At 73.2% G+C, this 17,075-nt stretch carries 17 protein-coding genes and 1 pseudogene; 10 read left to right on the top strand and 8 right to left on the bottom strand.

The annotated features are described in order from the left end of the window. Window positions 1-181 (top strand): annotated as a pseudogene (locus ACFTXQ_RS24860) (hypothetical protein); the annotation flags it as partial. Window positions 182-262: 81 nt separating this feature from the next. Here the strand turns inward: ACFTXQ_RS24860 and ACFTXQ_RS24855 are convergent. The 3 genes from ACFTXQ_RS24855 to ACFTXQ_RS24845 form a co-directional block, all read right to left on the bottom strand. Continuing rightward, on the bottom strand, window positions 263-1,702 hold the full coding sequence (locus ACFTXQ_RS24855; RefSeq protein WP_382644298.1) for an amino acid permease: 1,440 nt from the start codon (window positions 1,700-1,702) through the stop codon (window positions 263-265). Window positions 1,703-1,920: 218 nt separating this feature from the next. After that, window positions 1,921-3,465, bottom strand: coding sequence for an APC family permease (locus ACFTXQ_RS24850; RefSeq protein WP_382644296.1), 1,545 nt, complete (start codon window positions 3,463-3,465; stop codon window positions 1,921-1,923). Window positions 3,466-3,509: 44 nt separating this feature from the next. Next, window positions 3,510-4,457: a hypothetical protein gene (locus tag ACFTXQ_RS24845; RefSeq protein WP_382644294.1), complete on the bottom strand. Its 948-nt coding sequence runs from the start codon at window positions 4,455-4,457 to the stop codon at window positions 3,510-3,512. A 363-nt stretch (window positions 4,458-4,820) separates the two neighbouring features. On the opposite strand from ACFTXQ_RS24845, the gene ACFTXQ_RS24840 reads away from it, so the two are divergent. Then, a complete protein-coding gene (locus ACFTXQ_RS24840; RefSeq protein WP_382644292.1) occupies window positions 4,821-5,246 on the top strand; it encodes an ASCH domain-containing protein in 426 nt (141 codons plus the stop codon). A gap of 172 nt (window positions 5,247-5,418) precedes the next feature. Here the strand turns inward: ACFTXQ_RS24840 and ACFTXQ_RS24835 are convergent, their stop codons facing one another. Further along, complete coding sequence (locus ACFTXQ_RS24835; RefSeq protein ID WP_382644290.1) at window positions 5,419-7,074, bottom strand: FAD-binding dehydrogenase; 1,656 nt, start codon at window positions 7,072-7,074, stop codon at window positions 5,419-5,421. Between the two features lie 77 nt (window positions 7,075-7,151). On the opposite strand from ACFTXQ_RS24835, the gene ACFTXQ_RS24830 reads away from it, so the two are divergent. The 7 genes from ACFTXQ_RS24830 (at window position 7,152) to ACFTXQ_RS24800 (ending at window position 12,261) form a co-directional block, all read left to right on the top strand. Beyond that, window positions 7,152-7,709, top strand: coding sequence for an NUDIX domain-containing protein (locus ACFTXQ_RS24830; RefSeq protein WP_382644288.1), 558 nt, complete (start codon window positions 7,152-7,154; stop codon window positions 7,707-7,709). 12 nt (window positions 7,710-7,721) lie between these two features. Beyond that, complete coding sequence (locus ACFTXQ_RS24825) at window positions 7,722-8,132, top strand: YidH family protein (RefSeq protein ID WP_382644311.1); 411 nt, start codon at window positions 7,722-7,724, stop codon at window positions 8,130-8,132. Next, a complete protein-coding gene (locus ACFTXQ_RS24820) occupies window positions 8,129-8,446 on the top strand; it encodes a DUF202 domain-containing protein (RefSeq protein WP_382644286.1) in 318 nt (105 codons plus the stop codon). The genes ACFTXQ_RS24825 and ACFTXQ_RS24820 overlap by 4 nt, the downstream gene beginning before the upstream one ends. 101 nt (window positions 8,447-8,547) lie before the next feature. Further along, entirely contained in the window at window positions 8,548-8,844 is a 297-nt protein-coding gene (locus ACFTXQ_RS24815; protein ID WP_382644285.1) for a hypothetical protein, read from the top strand. A gap of 112 nt (window positions 8,845-8,956) precedes the next feature. Beyond that, window positions 8,957-9,868, top strand: a complete 912-nt coding sequence (locus ACFTXQ_RS24810) for an MBL fold metallo-hydrolase (RefSeq protein WP_382644283.1) — start codon at window positions 8,957-8,959, stop codon at window positions 9,866-9,868. Between the two features lie 121 nt (window positions 9,869-9,989). Then, window positions 9,990-11,033 (top strand): phosphotransferase family protein, encoded by a 1,044-nt coding sequence (locus ACFTXQ_RS24805; protein WP_382644281.1) that lies wholly within the window; start codon window positions 9,990-9,992, stop codon window positions 11,031-11,033. A gap of 13 nt (window positions 11,034-11,046) precedes the next feature. After that, entirely contained in the window at window positions 11,047-12,261 is a 1,215-nt protein-coding gene (locus ACFTXQ_RS24800; RefSeq protein ID WP_382644279.1) for an acyl-CoA dehydrogenase family protein, read from the top strand. Window positions 12,262-12,276: 15 nt separating this feature from the next. Here ACFTXQ_RS24800 and ACFTXQ_RS24795 read toward each other — a convergent pair whose 3' ends face one another. After that, the gene (locus tag ACFTXQ_RS24795) at window positions 12,277-12,651 is read right to left on the bottom strand and encodes a MerR family transcriptional regulator (RefSeq protein WP_382644277.1); all 375 of its coding nucleotides are present in this window, start codon (window positions 12,649-12,651) and stop codon (window positions 12,277-12,279) included. A gap of 52 nt (window positions 12,652-12,703) precedes the next feature. Here ACFTXQ_RS24795 and ACFTXQ_RS24790 point away from each other — a divergent pair, with 52 nt between their 5' ends. Further along, window positions 12,704-13,864 carry an alkene reductase gene (locus ACFTXQ_RS24790; protein ID WP_382644275.1) on the top strand — a complete coding sequence of 387 codons (1,161 nt, stop codon included), beginning with the start codon at window positions 12,704-12,706 and terminating at the stop codon, window positions 13,862-13,864. Here the strand turns inward: ACFTXQ_RS24790 and ACFTXQ_RS24785 are convergent. The 3 genes from ACFTXQ_RS24785 to ACFTXQ_RS24775 are packed head-to-tail and all read right to left on the bottom strand — an operon-like array spanning window position 13,803 to window position 17,067. Next, a complete protein-coding gene (locus ACFTXQ_RS24785) occupies window positions 13,803-14,408 on the bottom strand; it encodes a TetR/AcrR family transcriptional regulator (RefSeq protein WP_030294262.1) in 606 nt (201 codons plus the stop codon). The genes ACFTXQ_RS24790 and ACFTXQ_RS24785 overlap by 62 nt on opposite strands. A gap of 50 nt (window positions 14,409-14,458) precedes the next feature. After that, window positions 14,459-16,297, bottom strand: a complete 1,839-nt coding sequence (locus tag ACFTXQ_RS24780) for a class I adenylate-forming enzyme family protein (protein WP_382644273.1) — start codon at window positions 16,295-16,297, stop codon at window positions 14,459-14,461. Then, entirely contained in the window at window positions 16,294-17,067 is a 774-nt protein-coding gene (locus ACFTXQ_RS24775; protein ID WP_382644271.1) for an SDR family oxidoreductase, read from the bottom strand. Before ACFTXQ_RS24775 ends, ACFTXQ_RS24780 begins: the two co-directional genes overlap by 4 nt. Window positions 17,068-17,075 lie beyond the last annotated feature (8 nt).

Genomic DNA, 17,075 nt, shown 5'->3' with positions numbered 1-17,075 from the left:
GGACGGCTTCACGCGTGCCGAGGGGGCCCGGCACACGTTCGACGTGTGCTGGGAGCAGGACGGGGTGCTGTACGACGTGTGGGTGTCGGCGCCCGTCGGCCGGTCCGCCGAGGCCCGCGGCCACTTCGACGCGGCGCTGGACTCCTTCGTGCCGGGCGGGGCGGGCTCCGGGCGGCCCTGACCTCCCGGGAGACGTACGAGGGCCCCGCCGCCCGGAGCAGGAGTCCGGGCGGCGGGGCCCTCGGTGGTGTCCGGGGCCGGGTCAGCCGCGGGAGGCGGCGAGCTCCGCCACGCGGCGGCGGACCAGGAACCAGCCGCCGACCAGGGCGGCGCCGATCACGGGTACGCACAGCACGGTGGTGCGGCCGACGCCGCCGTCGCACCACATCAGGACCAGCACCGTGGCGAGGAACACCAGGGTGACGATCTGCGTGTAGGGGGCCCAGGGCAGGCGGTAGGAGGGGCGCTCGACGAGACCGCGCTGGGCGCGGCGCCAGAAGAACAGCGAGCAGATCATGACCATCGCCCAGGTGCCGAGGATGCCGAGCGAGGCGAAGTTCAGGACGATCTCGAAGGCGTCCTTGGGCATCAGCTTGTTCAGGCCGACGCCGGCGAGGCCGAAGGCGGCGGTGAAGAGGACGCCGCCGTAGGGGACCTTGCCCTTGTTCATGCGGGCGGTGAACTTCGGCGCGGAGCCGGACATCGCCATGGAGCGCAGGATGCGGCCGGTGGAGTAGAGGCCGGAGTTCAGGCTGGAGAGGGCCGCGGTCAGGACGACCAGGTTCATGATGCCGGCGGCGCCGGGGATCCCGAGCTTGTCGAAGACGGTGACGAAGGGGCTCTGGTCGGAGGAGTACTCCGTGTACGGGAGCAGCAGGGCGAGGAGGACGACCGAGCCGACGTAGAAGAGGCCCACGCGCCACATGATCGAGTTGATGGCCTTCGGCATGAGCTTCTCGGGGTTCTCGGTCTCGCCTGCGGCGACTCCGCAGAGCTCGACGGAGGCGTACGCGAAGACCACGCCCTGGATCACCAGGAGCATCGGGAGCATGCCGGCGGGAAAGATCCCGCCGTTGTCGGTGATGGAGGCCAGGCCCGGGGTGTGGCCGCCGATGTCGTGGCTGGTGGCGACGAGCCAGATGCCGACGATCAGGAAGACGACCAGGGCGGCGACCTTGACCAGGGAGAACCAGAACTCCATCTCGCCGAAGTACTTCACCGAGATGAGGTTCGCGGTGAGGACGACGGCGAGGGCGATGAAGGCGAGGACCCACTGGGGGACGTCGGTGAACAGCGACCAGAAGTGGGCGTAGGTCGCGGCGGCCGTGATGTCGGCCACGGTGGTCGTGGACCAGTTCAGGAAGTAGAGCCAGCCGGCCGTGTAGGCGCCCTTCTCGCCCATGAACTCGCGCGCGTAGGAGACGAAGGCGCCGGAGGAGGGCCGGTAGAGGACGAGCTCGCCGAGGGCGCGCACGACGAAGAAGGCGAAGACGCCGCACACCGCGTAGGCGATCGCGAGGGAGGGGCCCGCGCCGGCGAGGCGGCCGCCGGCGCCGAGGAACAGGCCGGTGCCTATCGCCCCGCCGATCGCGATCATGTTGATGTGGCGGGACTTGAGGTCCTTGCTGTAGCCCTCGTCACCGGCGTCGGTGTGGCGGGAAGACGCCGGGGCGGGTGCCTCGGTCAAGGTGCGGTCACTCATGTACGACTTCGCCTTCGTGGGTGGGACAGGCAGGTGCGGGCCGCCGCGCAGGGGAGCTGGGTGGTGTCCCCTGTGCTGTGGTCCTGTGGTTTTGTCGCCCCAATAGACCACGGGGTTCCGCTACCCGCCAAAATCTGCCCCGTGCGCGCCGAAGCCCCCGACGACCTTGGAATGAGGTGTCGGGGGCTTCGTACGGGCTGGAAAGCGAGGTCCGTCGGTCAGTCGGCCGTGGTGGCGGATGCGGCCTGGTCGAGGCGGAAGGCCTCGTTCCCCAGGCCGATGCGGGCGTGCACCTCGGGGCGGCGGCTGCGCAGCACCGCTCCGTAGGCCAGGCCGGTCAGGACGGCTGCGCCGATGATGCCGGGCAGGGCCCAGCTGAGGGCGGAGCCCTCCTCGGCGCCGACGAGGACGCCGAAGTCCTTGACGGTGTAGACGGCGATGCCGAGGAGGGCGAGACCGGCGGCTCCGGCCGCGACGAGCCGCCAGACCTGGGCGCCGGCGGTGCCGCGGCGGACGAAGAAGGCAATGACGGCGAAGGAGGCGGCGGCCATGAGGAGGGTCACGCCGAGGGCGCCGACGCTGCCCATCCAGGTGAAGAGGTGCAGGACGGGCGCGGTGGGGTCGCCGGTGGGCAGGTCGTCGGTGACGGCGAAGGCGATGACGACGACGGCGGCGATGCCGGTCTGCAGGAGGGAGCCGGTGCCGGGGGCGCCGGTGCCGGCGTTGGTCCGGCCGAAGGCGGCCGGGAGCAGGCCCTCGCGGCCCATGGCGAAGGCGTAGCGGGCGACGACGTTGTGGAAGCTGAGCATGGCCGCGAACATGCCGGTGACGAAGAGGACGTGCAGGACGTCGGTGAACGTGGCGCCGAGGCGGTCCTGGGTGAGCTGGAACAGCAGGCCGGGCCCGGCCTCGGCGGAGGTCTTGACGACCTCGGCGGGGCCGGTGGCGACGGTGAGGGCCCAGGCGCTGAGGGCGAAGAAGAGGGCGACGAAACCGACGGCGAGGAACATCACCCGGGAGACGACGATGTGCGGCTTGCTGGTCTCCTCGGCGTACACCGGGGACTGCTCGAAGCCGACGAAGGCGGCGATGCAGAAGCACAGGGCGGTGCCGAGGCCCGGGCCGCCGAGGGTTTCGGGGTTGAAGGCGTGCAGGGAGAGGCCTTCGGCGCCGGGCTTGCCGAGGGCGGCGAGGTCGAAGGCGACGACGAGGGCGCACTCGATGAGGAGCAGGACGCCGAGGACCCGGGCATTGAGGTCGATCTTGAGCCAGCCCAGCGCGCCGGTGGCGGCGACGGCGAGCAGGGCCGGGATCCACCAGGCGAGTTCGATCTCGAGGTAGGTGGCGAAGAGGCCGGATATCTCGAAGCCGAGGATGCCGTAGACGCCGACCTGCATCGCGCTGTACGCGACGAGGGCGACGAGGGAGGCGCCCGCGCCGGCGGTGGGTCCGAGGCCGCGGGCGATGTACGCGTAGAAGGCGCCGGCGTTGTGGACGTGCCGGCTCATCTCGGCGTAGCCGATGCTGAAGAGGGCCAGGACGAGGCCGAGGATGACGAAGAGGAGCGGCTGACCGACGATGCCCATCACCCCGAAGGTGGTGGGCATGACGCCGGCGACCACCATCAGGGGCGCGCTGGCGGCGAGTACGGAGAGCAGCAGGCCGGCGGTGCCGAGGCGGTCCGCGCGCAGGGCGCGGTCCTGGCCCTTGTAGGTGCGGATCTCGGCCGGGTCCTGGAGCGTGGTGGATCTGCCCGTCGGCATGGGGGCGTCCTTTCGGGGGCTCGGGGGCGTGCGGGGTTGAGGTGTCAGGCGGTGCCGAGCGCGGCGCTGCGCGCGGCGAGGAAGGCCTTGTGCGGGTCGAGGTCCGGATAGGACCAGGGGGCGCGGGTGGCGTGGCGGCCGATGCGGTGGAACAGGGCGGCGGCCTCGGCAGGGCGGCCCTCGCAGAGCTTGGCGTGGGCGAGGAAGTTGAGGTCGACCCGGTTGCGGGGGTGGTCCTCGCGCTCCCATTCCAGCCACCAGTCGAAGGCCGCGCGCAGGACCTGGCGGGCGCGGCGGCCGGACCAGTGCGCGGCGGCGCTGTCGGGGTGGTGGCCGTGGCGGGAGGCGAGCACGCGGTAGCGCTCGGCGTGCGCGATGACGGGGAGCACGGCGAGCGGTGAGTCGGCCGGGGACTCCTCGGCGGCCCAGGACGCGAAGTCGTAGACCTCGTGGAGCGGGTCCTGGCCGGAGCCGGGGGTGCGTTCGGCCAGCTTGGCGACCATCAGGTGGTGGGCGTGGTGGTGTTCGCGGTGGCGGGCCCGGACCTGGTCGAAGTGGCGGCTGAACTCCTCCTCGGTGCCGAAGGCGCCGGAGAGCAGGAGCAGTCCGAGCCAGGGGGTGGGGTCGGCCGGGGCCAGGGCGGCGGCGCGTCGGCAGGCCTCTTCGGCGGCGGCCGGGGTGCCCTTGCGGCGCAGGGCGCGGAAGACGGCGGCGCAGGCGAGGAGGGTGGCGGCGTCGGCGCTCTCGGGTTCGGCGAGGAGCCATTCACGGGCCCAGGCGGTGGCCGCCGGGGTTTCGGCGAGGACGACGACGCGGTGGCCGCGGCGGTCCCAGTCGTCGGCGGTGGCGACGAGCAGGGACCGGGCGCCGGCCCACCGGCCCTGGGTGAACTGGGCGCGCACGTCGACGAGTTCGGCGTCGCACAGGGCGGGGTCGAAGAGCTGGGCATCACGCTTGCGGGCGCGGCCGAGGGGCGGCGGAGGCGGGGACATCCGCGGGTTTCCCTCCAGGACGCGGGCGGACGGGGACGGGAGCGGTGGGCCGTGGACCGTGGGCCGGTGGCTGCCGGTCGTGGGCCGTGGGGCCGCGGACCGTGGGCGGTGAGCCGTGGGCGTGGGCCGTGGCCAAAAACGTGCAGGGTGCACGCGCGGGGCATGACCGGCTGGTCAGGCCGGGCGGATCGGAGATCGTGCCGGTGAGCGCACCGGTGATCACGGACAGCAAAGCGGTACGTACAGCTCCGAGTCAAGGTCCAGTCCACTGCGTGGCGGGTTTCAACTGCTGCGGGCCGCCGCTCAGTTGAGCGGTTCGTTCCGGTTCGGTGCGAGTTCGGCCGTGGCCCGTAGGGTGGGCGCATGACGACGCACGAAGGCCTCCCCCCGTACCTGCTCGGCGTCCCCGGTCCGCTGCGCGACAAGCTGGTGGCAGCAGTGCTGAGCGGCGCGAAGACCTCGACGACCGGGCTGCTGCCCGAGTACGAGGCCGAAGGCGGGCCGCTGCCCGCGCCGGGCGACCGCGGCCTGCTGGTGGACTCGCGGGAGCGTGCGGTGGCCGTGGTGGAGGTGACGGCGGTGAGCGTGCTGCGGCTGGCGGACGTGGATCTGCAGCACGCCCTGGACGAGGGCGAGGGCTACGCGTCAGTGGCCGAATGGCGTGCCTCCCACGAGGCGTTCTGGCACAGCGAGCCGGTGCGCGCGGCGATCGGCGACCCGGGGTTCACGGTCGACGACGACACGAGGGTGGTGGCGGAGCGGCTGCGGGTCGTGGAACGCCTCACCTGAGGCCCGGCCCGGGGCCGGGGCCGGGCCGACCGGGGGCCGGGGTTGGCCGGCGCGTGCCGAGGCCCGGGTCGGCCGAGCCCGAGCACACCGGCCTCGCCTCGCCGGGGCAAGCCGGGGCCGGGCCCGGCCGGGGCCGCGTGCGGGGCCCGGACCCGGCCAGGAGCGGCGTCGGTCAGGCGACCGCCTCGGCCGCCGCGCGGCCCGCGGCGCGGCCCGAGAAGATGCAGCCGCCGAGGAAGGTGCCCTCCAGGGCTCGGTAGCCGTGGACCCCGCCGCCGCCGAAGCCCGCCGCCTCGCCCGCCGCGTAGACGCCGGGGAGCGGTTCGCCGCCGGCCGTCAGGACGCGGGAGGAGAGGTCGGTCTCCAGGCCGCCCAGGGACTTGCGGGTCAGGATCGACAGCCGTACCGCGATCAGCGGGCCGGCCTGCGGGTCCAGGATCCGGTGCGGCGCGGCCGTGCGGATCAGCTTGTCGCCGAGGTACTTGCGGGCCCCGTGGATGGCCGTGACCTGGAGGTCCTTGCTGAACGGGTTGGCTATCTCCCGGTCCCGGGAGGTGATCACGCGGCGCAGCGCGTCCTCGTCGATCAGGTCTTCCTTGGTCACGGCGTTCATGCCGCGCACCAGGGCGGCGAGGTCGCGTTCGACGACGAAGTCGGCGCCGCTGTCCATGAAGGCCTGGACCGGTCCCGGCACGGCCTGCCGCGCCCGGTCGATCACCCCGCGCACCGACTTCCCGGTCAGGTCGGGGTTCTGCTCGGAGCCGGAGAGCCCGAACTCCTTGCCGATGATGCGCCGGTTGAGGACGAACCAGGTGTGGTCGTGGCCGGTCTTCATGATGTGGTCGAGGGTGCCGAGCGTGTCGAAGCCCGGGAAGAGCGGCACGGGCAGCCGCTTGCCCGTCGCGTCCAGCCACAGCGAGGACGGGCCGGGCAGGATGCGGATGCCATGCCGGGCCCAGATCGGGTTCCAGTTCTCGATGCCCTCGGTGTAGTGCCACATCCGGTCCTTGTTGATGTGGCTGGCGCCCGCCGCCTCCGCGATGCCGAGCATCAGGCCGTCCACGTGCGCGGGGACCCCGGAGAGCATCCGCTCCGGCGGGGTGCCGAGCCGGGCCGGCCACTGGGCGCGTACGAGGTCGTGGTTGCCGCCGATGCCGCCGCTGGTCACGATCACGGCCTGGGCCCGCAGGGAGAACTCCCCGGTGGTCCCGCGGGTGCTCGCGGTGCCCCGTACGGCGTCGGAGGGCTCCAGGATCTCGCCCGTCACGGTGTCCACCGCGCCGGCCGTACGGGAGAGTCCGGTGACCCGGTGGCGGAACTTCAGCCGGACCAGCCCACGGGCCACGCCGGCCCGGACGCGCCGCTCGAAGGGCTCCACCAGGCCGGGGCCGGTGCCCCAGGTGATGTGGAAGCGGGGCACGGAGTTGCCGTGGCCGTCGGCGTCGTAGCCGCCGCGCTCCGCCCAGCCGACGACGGGGAAGAAGCGGACGCCCTGGGCGTGCAGCCACGGGCGCTTCTCGCCGGCCGCGAAGTCCACGTAGGCCTCGGCCCAGCGGCGCGGCCAGGCGTCCTCCTCGCGGTCGAAGCCGGCGGTGCCCAGCCAGTCCTGGAGGGCGAGCTCCCGGTTGTCCTTGATCCGCATCCGGCGCTGCTCGGGCGAGTCCACGAAGAACAGGCCGCCGAAGGACCAGTGCGCCTGACCGCCGATCGACTGCTCCGGCTCCTGGTCGAGCAGGATGACCTTGCGGCCCGCGTCGACGAGCTCGGCGGTGGCCACGAGACCGGCCAGGCCCGCCCCGATCACGATCACGTCTGCGTCGTACGTCATGCGTCTGCCCGTCCTCCGGTCGGTGGTGGGGCAGATCCTTTGCTACGGAGCGGTAACCAGTCAACAGCGGTGGTTGGATGTTCTGTGTGAGTGCCGCTGATGAAGTGCTGGACGTCGTGGACCGGGACGACCGGGTCGTGGGACGGGCCCCGCGGGGCGAGGTGTACGCGCGGGGGCTGATCCACCGCTGCGTGTTCGTGCTGGCCAGGGATGCGCAGGACCGGGTATTCGTGCACCGGCGGACCGCCTCGAAGCTGGTGTTCCCCTCGTACTACGACATGTTCGTGGGCGGGGTGCTGGGCACCGGGGAGGGCTACGGGCAGGCCGCGCTGCGGGAGGCCGAGGAGGAGCTCGGGGTGTCCGGGCTGCCCCGGCCCGAGCCGCTGTTCAAGTTCCTGTACGAGGGGCCGGGCGGGGCCTGGTGGTCGTACGTGCACGAGGTGCGGTGCGTGTTGCCCGTACGGCCGCAGGTCTCCGAGGTGGCCTGGCACGCCTTCGTCGGCGAGGACGAGCTGGAGCGGCGGGTCGCCGACGGTTCGTGGACGTGGGTGCCCGACGGGCTGGAGGCGTACCGGCGGCTGCGCGAGTTCCGGGCGGGGACCCGGGTCCCGGGGCGGGGCGTCGGCCCGGCGTAGATTGCGGGGGTGATCGATTCTCCCAAGGGCGGCCTCCTGCGCGACGTGCGCCTGTGGTTCGCGCCGCAGCGGCTCCGCGACGAGGGCGCGACCCCCGACTACCGCTTCTCGCTGGCCAACGAGCGGACCTTCCTGGCCTGGATCCGGACCGCGCTGGCCCTGGTCGGCGGTGGTTTCGCGGTCGACCAGTTCCTGCCTGACCTGCGGTGGGGGGTGCGGGTCGGGATGGCCTTCGCGCTGCTCGCGGTGGGCGCGGCGTGCGCGCTGCGGGCGGTGAACCACTGGGTGCGGTGCGAGCGGGCGATGCGGCGGGGTGAGGACCTGCCGCTGTCGCGGTTCCCGGTGGTGCTGAGCACGGGGGTGGGGCTGGTCGCGGTGGCGATGGTGGTGGTCGTGCTGCTGGGCTGGACGACGGGGCGGTGACGGCCTACGGGGAGGGCCGGGACGCCGGGCTCCAGCCGGAGCGGACCCGGCTCGCGTGGCGGCGTACGACGCTGGCCTCCTCGGTGGTGGCGGTGCTGGCGCTGCGGCAGGCGCTGCGCGGCTCCGGCGGCCCGGTGGAGGTGGCGGGGGCCGCGGTGATCGCGCTGGTGTGGCTGGCGTTCCTGCGGGTGGCGCACGGGCGGATCCGCGAGCTGGCGGCCGGCCGGCCGCCGGGGCTCGCACCGCGGGCGGCGGTGGCGGCGGTGGCGTGCACCGTGGCGCTGGCGCTGTTCGCGATGACGGTGATCATCTGAAGGCGGCCCTGCCGTCCGACGCGGCGGTCGGATGATCGGGCTTCTCCGCGCCGCTGCGACATAACGGGCGACAGCGGACGATCCGCACTAGCCTCGGCGCCATGACCACCACGCACCAGGAACACGCCACGCACGAGCACGCCCACGGCCCCGACTGCGGCCACCAGGCGGTCTCGCACGGAGACCACCTCGACTACGCGCACGACGGGCACCTGCACCGCGAGCACTCCGGGCACTGGGACGAGTGCGAGAGCCCGGGGCACACGACCCACTCCGACCACACCCACCGGCACGGCTCGGACTGCGGGCACGACGCGGTCCCGCACGGCGACCACCTCGACTACGTGCACGACGGACACCGGCACGCCGAGCACGACGGGCACTACGACGACCACTGAGCGGCGGAGCGCCTGACGGAGCATCGGGCAGGCGCGGCACCCGCCCTCCCCCCGGGCCGCGGCGGCTGGCAGGATGCGAGGCGCCCGTCACAGCGACCCGGGGAGAGCGCAGATGCCCGTCGACGACCCGTACCTCGTCCAGCCCGCACCCGGGGTGTACGCCTACGTCCAGCCGGACGGCGGCTGGTGCCTCAACAACGCCGGCTTCGTGAGCGACGGCGGCCGGACCCTGCTCGTCGACACCGCCGCCACGGAGCGGCGCGCGCTCGCCCTGCGGGAGGCGGTCGTGGCGGCCGGGGTGCCGCTCCCCCGTACCGTGGTCAACACCCACCACCACGGCGACCACACCTACGGCAACGGCGTGTTCGCCCCCGAGGCGCTGGTCCTCGGGCACGACAACGCGCGCGCCGAGCAGCTCTCCGCCGGGCACCAGCTGGAGATGATCTGGCCGGCGACGGACTTCGGCGCGATAGACATCACCGCCCCCGATCTCACCTACAGCGACCGGATGACCCTGCACGTCGGCGGGACGGAGGTGCGGGTGATCCACCCGGGCGTCGCGCACACCACCGGGGACTCGATCGTGTGGCTGCCCCGGCAGCGGGTGGTGTTCACCGGCGACCTGGTCTTCGCCGGCGGGACGCCGTTCCTGGCGATGGGCTCGCTGGCCGGCTCGCTGCGGGCGCTGGAGCTGCTGCGCTCGCTCGACGCGGAGACGGTCGTACCGGGCCACGGGCCGCTGACGGACGGGTCGGCCTACGAGTCCACCGAGCGGTACCTGCGCTACGTGGCCGAACTCGCCCGGGAGGGACGGGCGAAGGGGCGGACCCCGCTGGAGGTGGCCCGGGAGGCCGACCTCGGCGAGTTCGCGGCCTGGCGGGAGAGCGAGCGGCTGGTGGCGAACGTGCACCGGGCTTACGCGGAGCTGGCCGGGGAGCCTGAGGGCGCCCCGCTGGACATCCTCGCGGTGCTGAAGGACATGACGGTGATGAACGGCGGGACCCCGATCCTCTGCCACGCCTGACCCGTTCGCGCCGTTCGGGCAGGGCCGGGGACTTCTTTCGGCCCGCACTATGGACGACATACCGACTGGTCGGCATGATGGCTCTCGGAACCGTCGTCGACTCCGCACGGAGGTGCGCAGCATGCCCCCAGCCTCAGCGTCAGCATCGGCCGACCCGCGGGGCCTCGATCTGGAGCGGCTGCGAGGTCATCTCGACCGCGCGCGGCCGGGACTCGTGACCGGGGCGCTGCGCGGCCGGCTGATCGAAGGCGGCCGCTCGAACCTCACGTACGAGATCACCGACGGGAGCTCCCGCTGGGTGGTGCGCAGGCCGCCGCTCGGGCACGTCCTGGCCACCGCCCACGACATGCGCCGCGAGCACCGGGTGATCGAGGCGCTGCACGGCACGGCCGTGCCGGTGCCCGAGCCGATGCTGCTGTGCGAGGACGAGGAGGTGCTGGGGGCGCCGTTCTACGTCATGGAGTACGTGGAGGGGGTGCCGTACCGGACGGCGGGCCAGCTCGCCGCGATCGGGCCGGAGCGCACCCGGCGGGCGGTGCTGGGCCTGGTGGACACCCTGGTCGAACTGCACGCGGTGGACCCGGAGTCGGTGGGCCTGGGCGACTTCGGCCGGCCCGAGGGCTTCCTCGACCGGCAGCTGCGCCGCTGGGGCAAGCAGCTCGCGGCCTCGCGGGGACGCGAGCTGGCCGGGATCGACGAGCTGCACGGCGCGCTCGGCCGGGCGCTGCCCGACTCCCCCGCCCCGACCGTGGTGCACGGGGACTTCCGGCTCGACAACGTGCTGATCGGCGGGCCGGACGACACGATCCGGGCGGTGCTGGACTGGGAGATGTCCACGCTGGGCGATCCGCTCACCGACCTCGGGCTGCTCGTGATGTACAGCTCCGACCTGGGGCTGACGCAATCCCCGGTCAGCACGACGAGCGGGGCGCCCGGCCACCCGTCCCCCGCCGAGCTGGTCGAGCGGTACGCCGCCCGCTCCGGCCGGGACGCCGGCGCCATCGCCTGGTACACGGCCTTCGCGTGGTTCAAGCTCGCGGTGATCCTCGAAGGCATCCACTACCGCTACACGCTCGGGCAGACCGTCGGGGCGGGCTTCGACCGGATCGGCGAGCTGGTGCCGGTCTTCATCGAGCACGGACTGACCACCCTCCAGGAAGGCTGAGGAGCCGATCAGCATGGACTTCGCATTCGATGCCCGGACCGAGGAACTCCGCGAGCGGCTGCTCGCGTTCATGGAGGAGTACGTCTACCCGGCGGAAGCCCTCGCCGCCGAGCAGCGCGCACGGCTGGCCTCGCCCTGGGACACCCCGGCCGTCTTCGGTGAACTGAAGGCCGAGGCGCGCCGCCAGGGGCTGTGGAACCTCTTCCTTCCGGATGCGGAGCACGGCGCGGGGCTGACCAACCTCCAGTACGCCCCGCTCGCCGAGATCACCGGCCGCAGCCCGCACCTGGCGCCGATGGCGACCAACTGCGCCGCCCCGGACACCGGGAACATGGAGCTGCTCGCCCAGTTCGGGAACGAGGAGCAGAAGAAGCAGTGGCTGGAGCCACTGCTTGCCGGGGAGATCCGCTCCGCCTTCGCCATGACCGAGCCCGAGGTGGCCTCCTCGGACGCGACGAACGTGGAGACCCGGATCGAGCGCGACGGGGACGACTACGTGGTCACCGGCCGCAAGTGGTTCATCTCAGGGGCGATGAACCCGGACTGCAGGATCTTCATCGTGATGGGCAAGACCGACCCGGAGGGCGCCGATCCGCGCCGCCAGCAGTCGATGATCCTGGTCCCGCGCGACACCCCCGGGGTCGAGGTGCGGCGCGCCATGACGGTGTACGGGTACGAGGACCACGACCACGGCGGCCACGCCGAGGTGTTCTTCGACGGGGCCCGGGTCCCGGCGGGGAACCTGATCGGCGAGGAGGGCACCGGCTTCGCCATCGCCCAGGCGCGGCTCGGCCCGGGCCGCATCCACCACTGCATGCGTCTGATCGGGATGGCGGAGCGGGCCATCGAGCTGATGTGCCGGCGCGCGCTGGACCGTACGGCCTTCGGCAAGCCGCTGGCCGCGCAGGGCGTCGTGCAGAACTGGATCGCGGATGCCCGGGTGACGGTGGAGCAGCTGCGGCTGCTGGTGCTGAAGACGGCCTGGCTGATGGACACGGCCGGGAACCGGGGCGCCCACACCGAGATCCAGGCCATCAAGATCGCGACCCCGCGGGCGGTGGTGCGGATCCTGGACGACGCGGTGCAGCTGCACGGCGCGGGCGGGGTGAGCCAGGACTTCCCCCTCGCCGAGCTGTGGGCGGCGGCGCGGACCCTCCGCCTGGCCGACGGCCCGGACGAGGTCCACCAGCGGTCGCTGGCACGCCGGGAACTGAAGCGCTACCAGTAGCCGGGCCGCACCCGCCTAGGGGGTCGCGGCCAGGCGGCCCGCCGCCGCGTCGATGACCTCGTCCAGCACCTCGCGGGAGCGGAGCAGATCGCCGATCATCCGGTCGATCCGCTCCCGCTCGGTGGTCAGTTCGGCCACCAGCGCCGGGGTGGCGCGCACCGACGGGCCGCCGTCCTCGTCCCGCATGCACGGCAGGATCTGTGCGATCTTCGTACTGTGCAGGCCGGCCGCGTAGAGCTCCTGGATCCGGATGACCCGGTCGACGGCCCGCTCGGGGTAGTCCCGGTGGCCGCCGGGCGTCCGGTCGGACGCCAGCAGCCCCTGCTGTTCGTAATAGCGCAGCGACCGCTCGCTCACGCCCGTGCGCGCCGCCAGTTCACCGATCCGCATGCCCCACCCCGCCCTTGAACCTCACATCAGTGTCAGGTTTTACGGTACCGGCATGACGCACACACCGCAGGTACCCGCCGCATCCCGTCTCTTCGAATCCGCCCGCCTCGGCGCCCTGGAGCTGCCCAGCCGCCTGGTCATGGCGCCGCTGACGCGCAACCGCGCCGGTGCCGACGGCGTCCCGGGCCCGCTCATGGCCACCCACTACGCGCAGCGCGCCTCGGCCGGCCTGATCATCGCCGAGGGCACCACGCCGAGCGCCGTCGGCCAGACCTACCCCCACATCCCCGGCATCCACAGCGCCGAGCAGATCGCGGGGTGGCGCCGCGTCACCGATGCCGTGCGCGCGGCCGGCGGGCGGATGTTCCTCCAGCTCCAGCACGGCGGCCGGGTGGGCCACCCCGACACCAGCGGACACGTTCCGCTCGCCCCGTCCGCGGTGCGCTTCCCGGAGCAGCTGCAGACCCCCGCCGGGCTCCAGGACGCCGTCGCGCCCCGCGAGATGACGGCCGAGGACATCCGGTCCACCATCGCCGACTTCGCGACCGCCGCCCGCAACGCCGTCGAGGCGGGCTTCGCCGGGGTGGAGGTGCACTCCGCCAACGGGCACCTGCTCCACCAGTTCCTGGCCGGGAACACCAACCGGCGCACCGACGAGTGGGGCGGCTCCGTGGAGGGCCGGATCCGGTTCACCGTCGAGGTGGTCCGGGCCGTCGCCGAGGCCATCGGCGCGGACCGGGTCGGCGTACGGATCTCGCCCGGGGTCAACGTCAACGGCATCGAGGAGGGCGACACGGACGAGATCTACCCGGCGCTGGTCAAGGCCCTGGCGGAGGTGGGACCGGTCTACCTGCACCAGGTCCACGCCGACCCGCGGCAGCCTCTCTTCCGGGAGATCCGCGCGGCCTGGCCCGGCACCCTGATCGCCAACCCGCGGCTCTCCCACGAGGAGGTCGCCGCCGACGGCGGAAGGCTGCGGGCCGAGCAGCTGCTTGCCGGGGGCGCCGATCTGGTGGCGCTCGGCCGCGGGTTCCTCGCCAACCCCGACTTCGTGGAGCGGCTGCGCACCGGCGCGCGGCTCAACGAGATCCGGCCCGAGTTCCTGATGCACGTACACGGGCCGGAGGGCTACAACGACTACCCGGCGCTCCCTACGGACGCAGGGCGCGCAGCAGGAGGTCCGCGAGGTGATCGGCAACCTGCTGCGGCGTGAGCGGGCCGTCCGTGCGGTACCAGGTGGACAGGTGGTGCACGGACCCGAAGTGGTAGTCCACCACCAGGTCGGCGGGGGTGGCGGTGGAGAACACCCCCGTGCGCTGGCCCTCCTCGACGAGCGCCCGGAAGCGTTCGTGGTAGCGCCGGCGCTCGGCCCTCACCTGCTTGAACTTCTCCGGGCTGAGCTGGTGCATCGACCGGAAGAAGATCGCCGCGTCGTCGAGGTTCTCGATGGTCGTGACGACCACGTCGGCGGCGGCCGCCCGCAGCCGCTCCTCGACGGGCGCGTCGGAATCGGCCACCGCGTCGAGCCGCTGCTGCTGGAGGCGCAGCATCCGCGCGTACACCTCGTGCAGCAGGTCGTCCTTCGAGCCGAAGTAGTGGTAGAGCGCACCCTTGGTGACCCCGGCCGCCTCGACGATCTCCTGGACGGAGGTGCGGTCGTAGCCGCGCTCGGCGAAGAGCCGGGTGGCGACGGCCAGCAGCCGCTGCGGTACCGGGGCCTCGTGCGTGCCTTCGGGTTCCGTGGTCCTGGCAGCCATGGCGCCGACCTTCCCTTCCCATTCCCAGCTGTACGACCGTCCGACTGTTTTCAGCCGCGCTCGCGCAGTTCCCGTCGCAGGATCTTGCCACTGGTCGTCTTCGGAAGGACAGGCAGGATCTCCACCTGGCGCGGGTATTTGTACGCGGCGATGCGCTCGGCGCAGTACGCGGAGAGCTCGGCCGGTTCGGCCGAGGTGCCGGGGCGCAGGCTGACGTACGCCTTGACGCTCTCCCCGCGGTAGGGGTCGGGGACGCCGACGACGGCCGCTTCGCGGACGGCGGGGTGGGAGTAGAGCACGTCCTCGACCTCGCGCGGCCAGACCTTGAAGCCGGAGGCGTTGATCATGTCCTTCTTGCGGTCGACGACGTAGAGCCAGCCGGCCGCGTCCATGAACCCGACGTCCCCGGTGCGCAGTTCGCCGCCGGGGAAGGCCTTGGCGGTGTCGGCGGGCAGCCCCCAGTAGCCGGGCACGACCTGCGGGCCGCGTACGGCGATCTCGCCGGTCTCGCCGAAGGGCAGTTCGGCGCCGTGCTCGTCGAGGATGCGGACGACGGTGTCGGCGCCCGGGAGGCCGACCGAGAGGGTGCCGGAGGCCGGGTCGACGGGGGCTTCGAGGTGCGCGGGGACCGAGGCGCAGGGGGCGGTGCACTCGGTGAGGCCGTAGCCGTTGCGGAGGTAGAAGCCGAAGGAGGCGCGCAGCCGTTCGACGAGCGCGGGCGGCAGCGGGGCTCCGCCGGAGGAGACCACCTGGAAGGAGGCGAAGTGGTCGGGGGTGACGCCGGGGTGGGCGGCGAGGGCCATGAAGGCGGTGGCCGGGCCGACGGTGTAGGCGGGGCGGTGTTCGAGGAAGGCGTCGAGGACGACCCCGGCGTCGAAGCGGTGGGCGAGGACGAGCGTGCCGGCGTTGGCGAAGCAGGTGGCGAACTCGCAGACCATGCCGGTGATGTGGAAGAGCGGGGCGAGGGCGAAGTAGGTGGCGCCCTCGGGGAGGGGGTGGCCGGTGACCTGCCGTACCGCGTTGTAGGTGAGGGCACCGTGCGGGTTCATGGCGCCCTTGGGGGTGCCGCTGGTGCCGGAGGTGTAGCTGATGAGGGCGGTATCGCCGGCGGCGAGCTCCACATCGCGCGGCGCGGGGTGCCCCTGCCGGGCCACGCCGAGCAGATCCGCCGCCACCGGCTCGTCAGCCGCGTACGCGTCGAAGGCGGGGCCGTCCAGCCCCGCCGGCGATTGAGGCGACGGGCGCGGAGCGCCCGTGTGGGGCTCGGGGCGGAGCCCCGAGTCCTCGTGAGCCGCGCCGGCGTCCGAGGCGGGAACGGTGGAAGGGCGGGTAGGGGACGGCTCCGCGCAGCGGGAACCGGAAGGGGCCGGGAAGACCCGGGGGTCGTTCCGGGTCTGGAAGTCGCGGTCCGAGGCGGTCAGGGCGACCCGTACGGCCGTGCCCCGAACGGCCTCGCGGAGGTACGCCGACCACGCACCCCCCTCGCACAGCAGCGCAACGGCCCCCGAGTCCCGCAGGATGTGCCCGACCTCGCCGGACTTGTACATCGGGTTGAGCGGGACGACGACCGCCCCGGCCTTCCAGGCGGCGAGGACGCCCAGCACGAAGTGCGGCGTGTTCTGGAGCATCACGGCGACCCGGTCCCCGCGGCGGACGCCGCGCGCGGCGAGGTGGCCGGCCACGGAGTCGGAGAGCGCGTCGGCCTCGGCGTAGCTCGTGCGGCCGTCGAAGTAGGCCAGCGCGGTCCGCCCGGGGACGCGGGCCACGGCGTCCCGGAAGGCGTGCAGCACGCTCGGCGGCGGTGCGACGGGCGCCCGCTGGACCGGGCTGAGCAGGCCGAGCCAGGGCTTCGCCGCGTACGCGGAGGCCGCCGACGAGGGATCCGTCACCGGGTCTCCCACTTCTGCTGGAGGTGGTTCATGCCGGTCAGCCAGCGGTCCGGCTCGGTGGCGCGGGCCGCGTAGAAGTCCGCGACCTCGGGGTGCGGGAGGATCAAGAACCGGCCCTTCTCCATGCCGTCGAACAGCGCGTCCACGACCGCCTCCGGCTCGATCGCGGTCGGCGCGAGGACGAGATCGCCCGCCGAGCCCGCGGCGGTCAGCATGTCGGTGCGCACCCCCTGCGGGCAGATGGCGTGGACCTGGACGCCGCGGTGGCGGTAGGTCAGCGACAGCCATTCGGCGAAGGCGAGCGCTCCGTGCTTGGTGACACTGTACGGGGCCGCTCCGATCATGGTCAGCAGTCCCGCGGCGGAGACGGTGGACACGAAGCGGCCGTCCCCCCGCTCCAGCCAGTCCGGCAGGAGCAGCCGGGCGGCGCGGACGTGGGCCATGACGTTGGTGTCCCAGGCCGATTCCCAGACGGCCTCGTCGGCGAACGCGTCGCCGCCCGAGGCGAGTCCGGCGTTGGCGCAGTAGATGTCGATCCTTCCGCCGAGCGCGTCGCAGGCCTCGTCCACGATCTCCGAGGCGTCACCGGGCACGGCGGTCGCGCGGGCGCCGATGGCACTCGCCACGGAGGCGGCCTTGGCGGGGTCGAGGTCGTTGACGACGACGGTCGCGCCCTCGGCGGCGAAGCGGCGGGCGAGGGCCGCGCCGATGCCGCCGCCCGCTCCGGTGACGACGACTCGCTGGTCCTGGTACGCGCTCACGGGGATCACCTTTCGTG

This window comes from Streptomyces sp. NPDC057010, assembly GCF_042673805.1.
In the GTDB taxonomy this organism is placed as follows: Bacteria; Actinomycetota; Actinomycetes; order Streptomycetales; family Streptomycetaceae; genus Streptomyces.
The sequence above is the reverse complement of the archived record's forward strand: the minus strand, read 5'-3'. Positions and strand labels throughout refer to the sequence as shown.

What these genes read in the sequence shown, in the direction of transcription:
- ACFTXQ_RS24800 (WP_382644279.1), top strand. Translation starts at nt 11,047, where the DNA reads ATGGACTTCGCATTCGATGCCCGGACCGAGGAACTCCGCGAGCGGCTG.
- ACFTXQ_RS24785 (WP_030294262.1), bottom strand. Translation starts at nt 14,408, where the DNA reads ATGGCTGCCAGGACCACGGAACCCGAAGGCACGCACGAGGCCCCGGTA.
- ACFTXQ_RS24805 (WP_382644281.1), top strand. Translation starts at nt 9,990, where the DNA reads ATGCCCCCAGCCTCAGCGTCAGCATCGGCCGACCCGCGGGGCCTCGAT.
- ACFTXQ_RS24790 (WP_382644275.1), top strand. Translation starts at nt 12,704, where the DNA reads ATGACGCACACACCGCAGGTACCCGCCGCATCCCGTCTCTTCGAATCC.
- ACFTXQ_RS24850 (WP_382644296.1), bottom strand. Translation starts at nt 3,465, where the DNA reads ATGCCGACGGGCAGATCCACCACGCTCCAGGACCCGGCCGAGATCCGC.
- ACFTXQ_RS24815 (WP_382644285.1), top strand. Translation starts at nt 8,548, where the DNA reads ATGACCACCACGCACCAGGAACACGCCACGCACGAGCACGCCCACGGC.
- ACFTXQ_RS24855 (WP_382644298.1), bottom strand. Translation starts at nt 1,702, where the DNA reads ATGAGTGACCGCACCTTGACCGAGGCACCCGCCCCGGCGTCTTCCCGC.
- ACFTXQ_RS24810 (WP_382644283.1), top strand. Translation starts at nt 8,957, where the DNA reads ATGCCCGTCGACGACCCGTACCTCGTCCAGCCCGCACCCGGGGTGTAC.
- ACFTXQ_RS24835 (WP_382644290.1), bottom strand. Translation starts at nt 7,074, where the DNA reads ATGACGTACGACGCAGACGTGATCGTGATCGGGGCGGGCCTGGCCGGT.
- ACFTXQ_RS24845 (WP_382644294.1), bottom strand. Translation starts at nt 4,457, where the DNA reads ATGTCCCCGCCTCCGCCGCCCCTCGGCCGCGCCCGCAAGCGTGATGCC.
- ACFTXQ_RS24830 (WP_382644288.1), top strand. Translation starts at nt 7,152, where the DNA reads ATGTTCTGTGTGAGTGCCGCTGATGAAGTGCTGGACGTCGTGGACCGG.
- ACFTXQ_RS24795 (WP_382644277.1), bottom strand. Translation starts at nt 12,651, where the DNA reads ATGCGGATCGGTGAACTGGCGGCGCGCACGGGCGTGAGCGAGCGGTCG.
- ACFTXQ_RS24840 (WP_382644292.1), top strand. Translation starts at nt 4,821, where the DNA reads ATGACGACGCACGAAGGCCTCCCCCCGTACCTGCTCGGCGTCCCCGGT.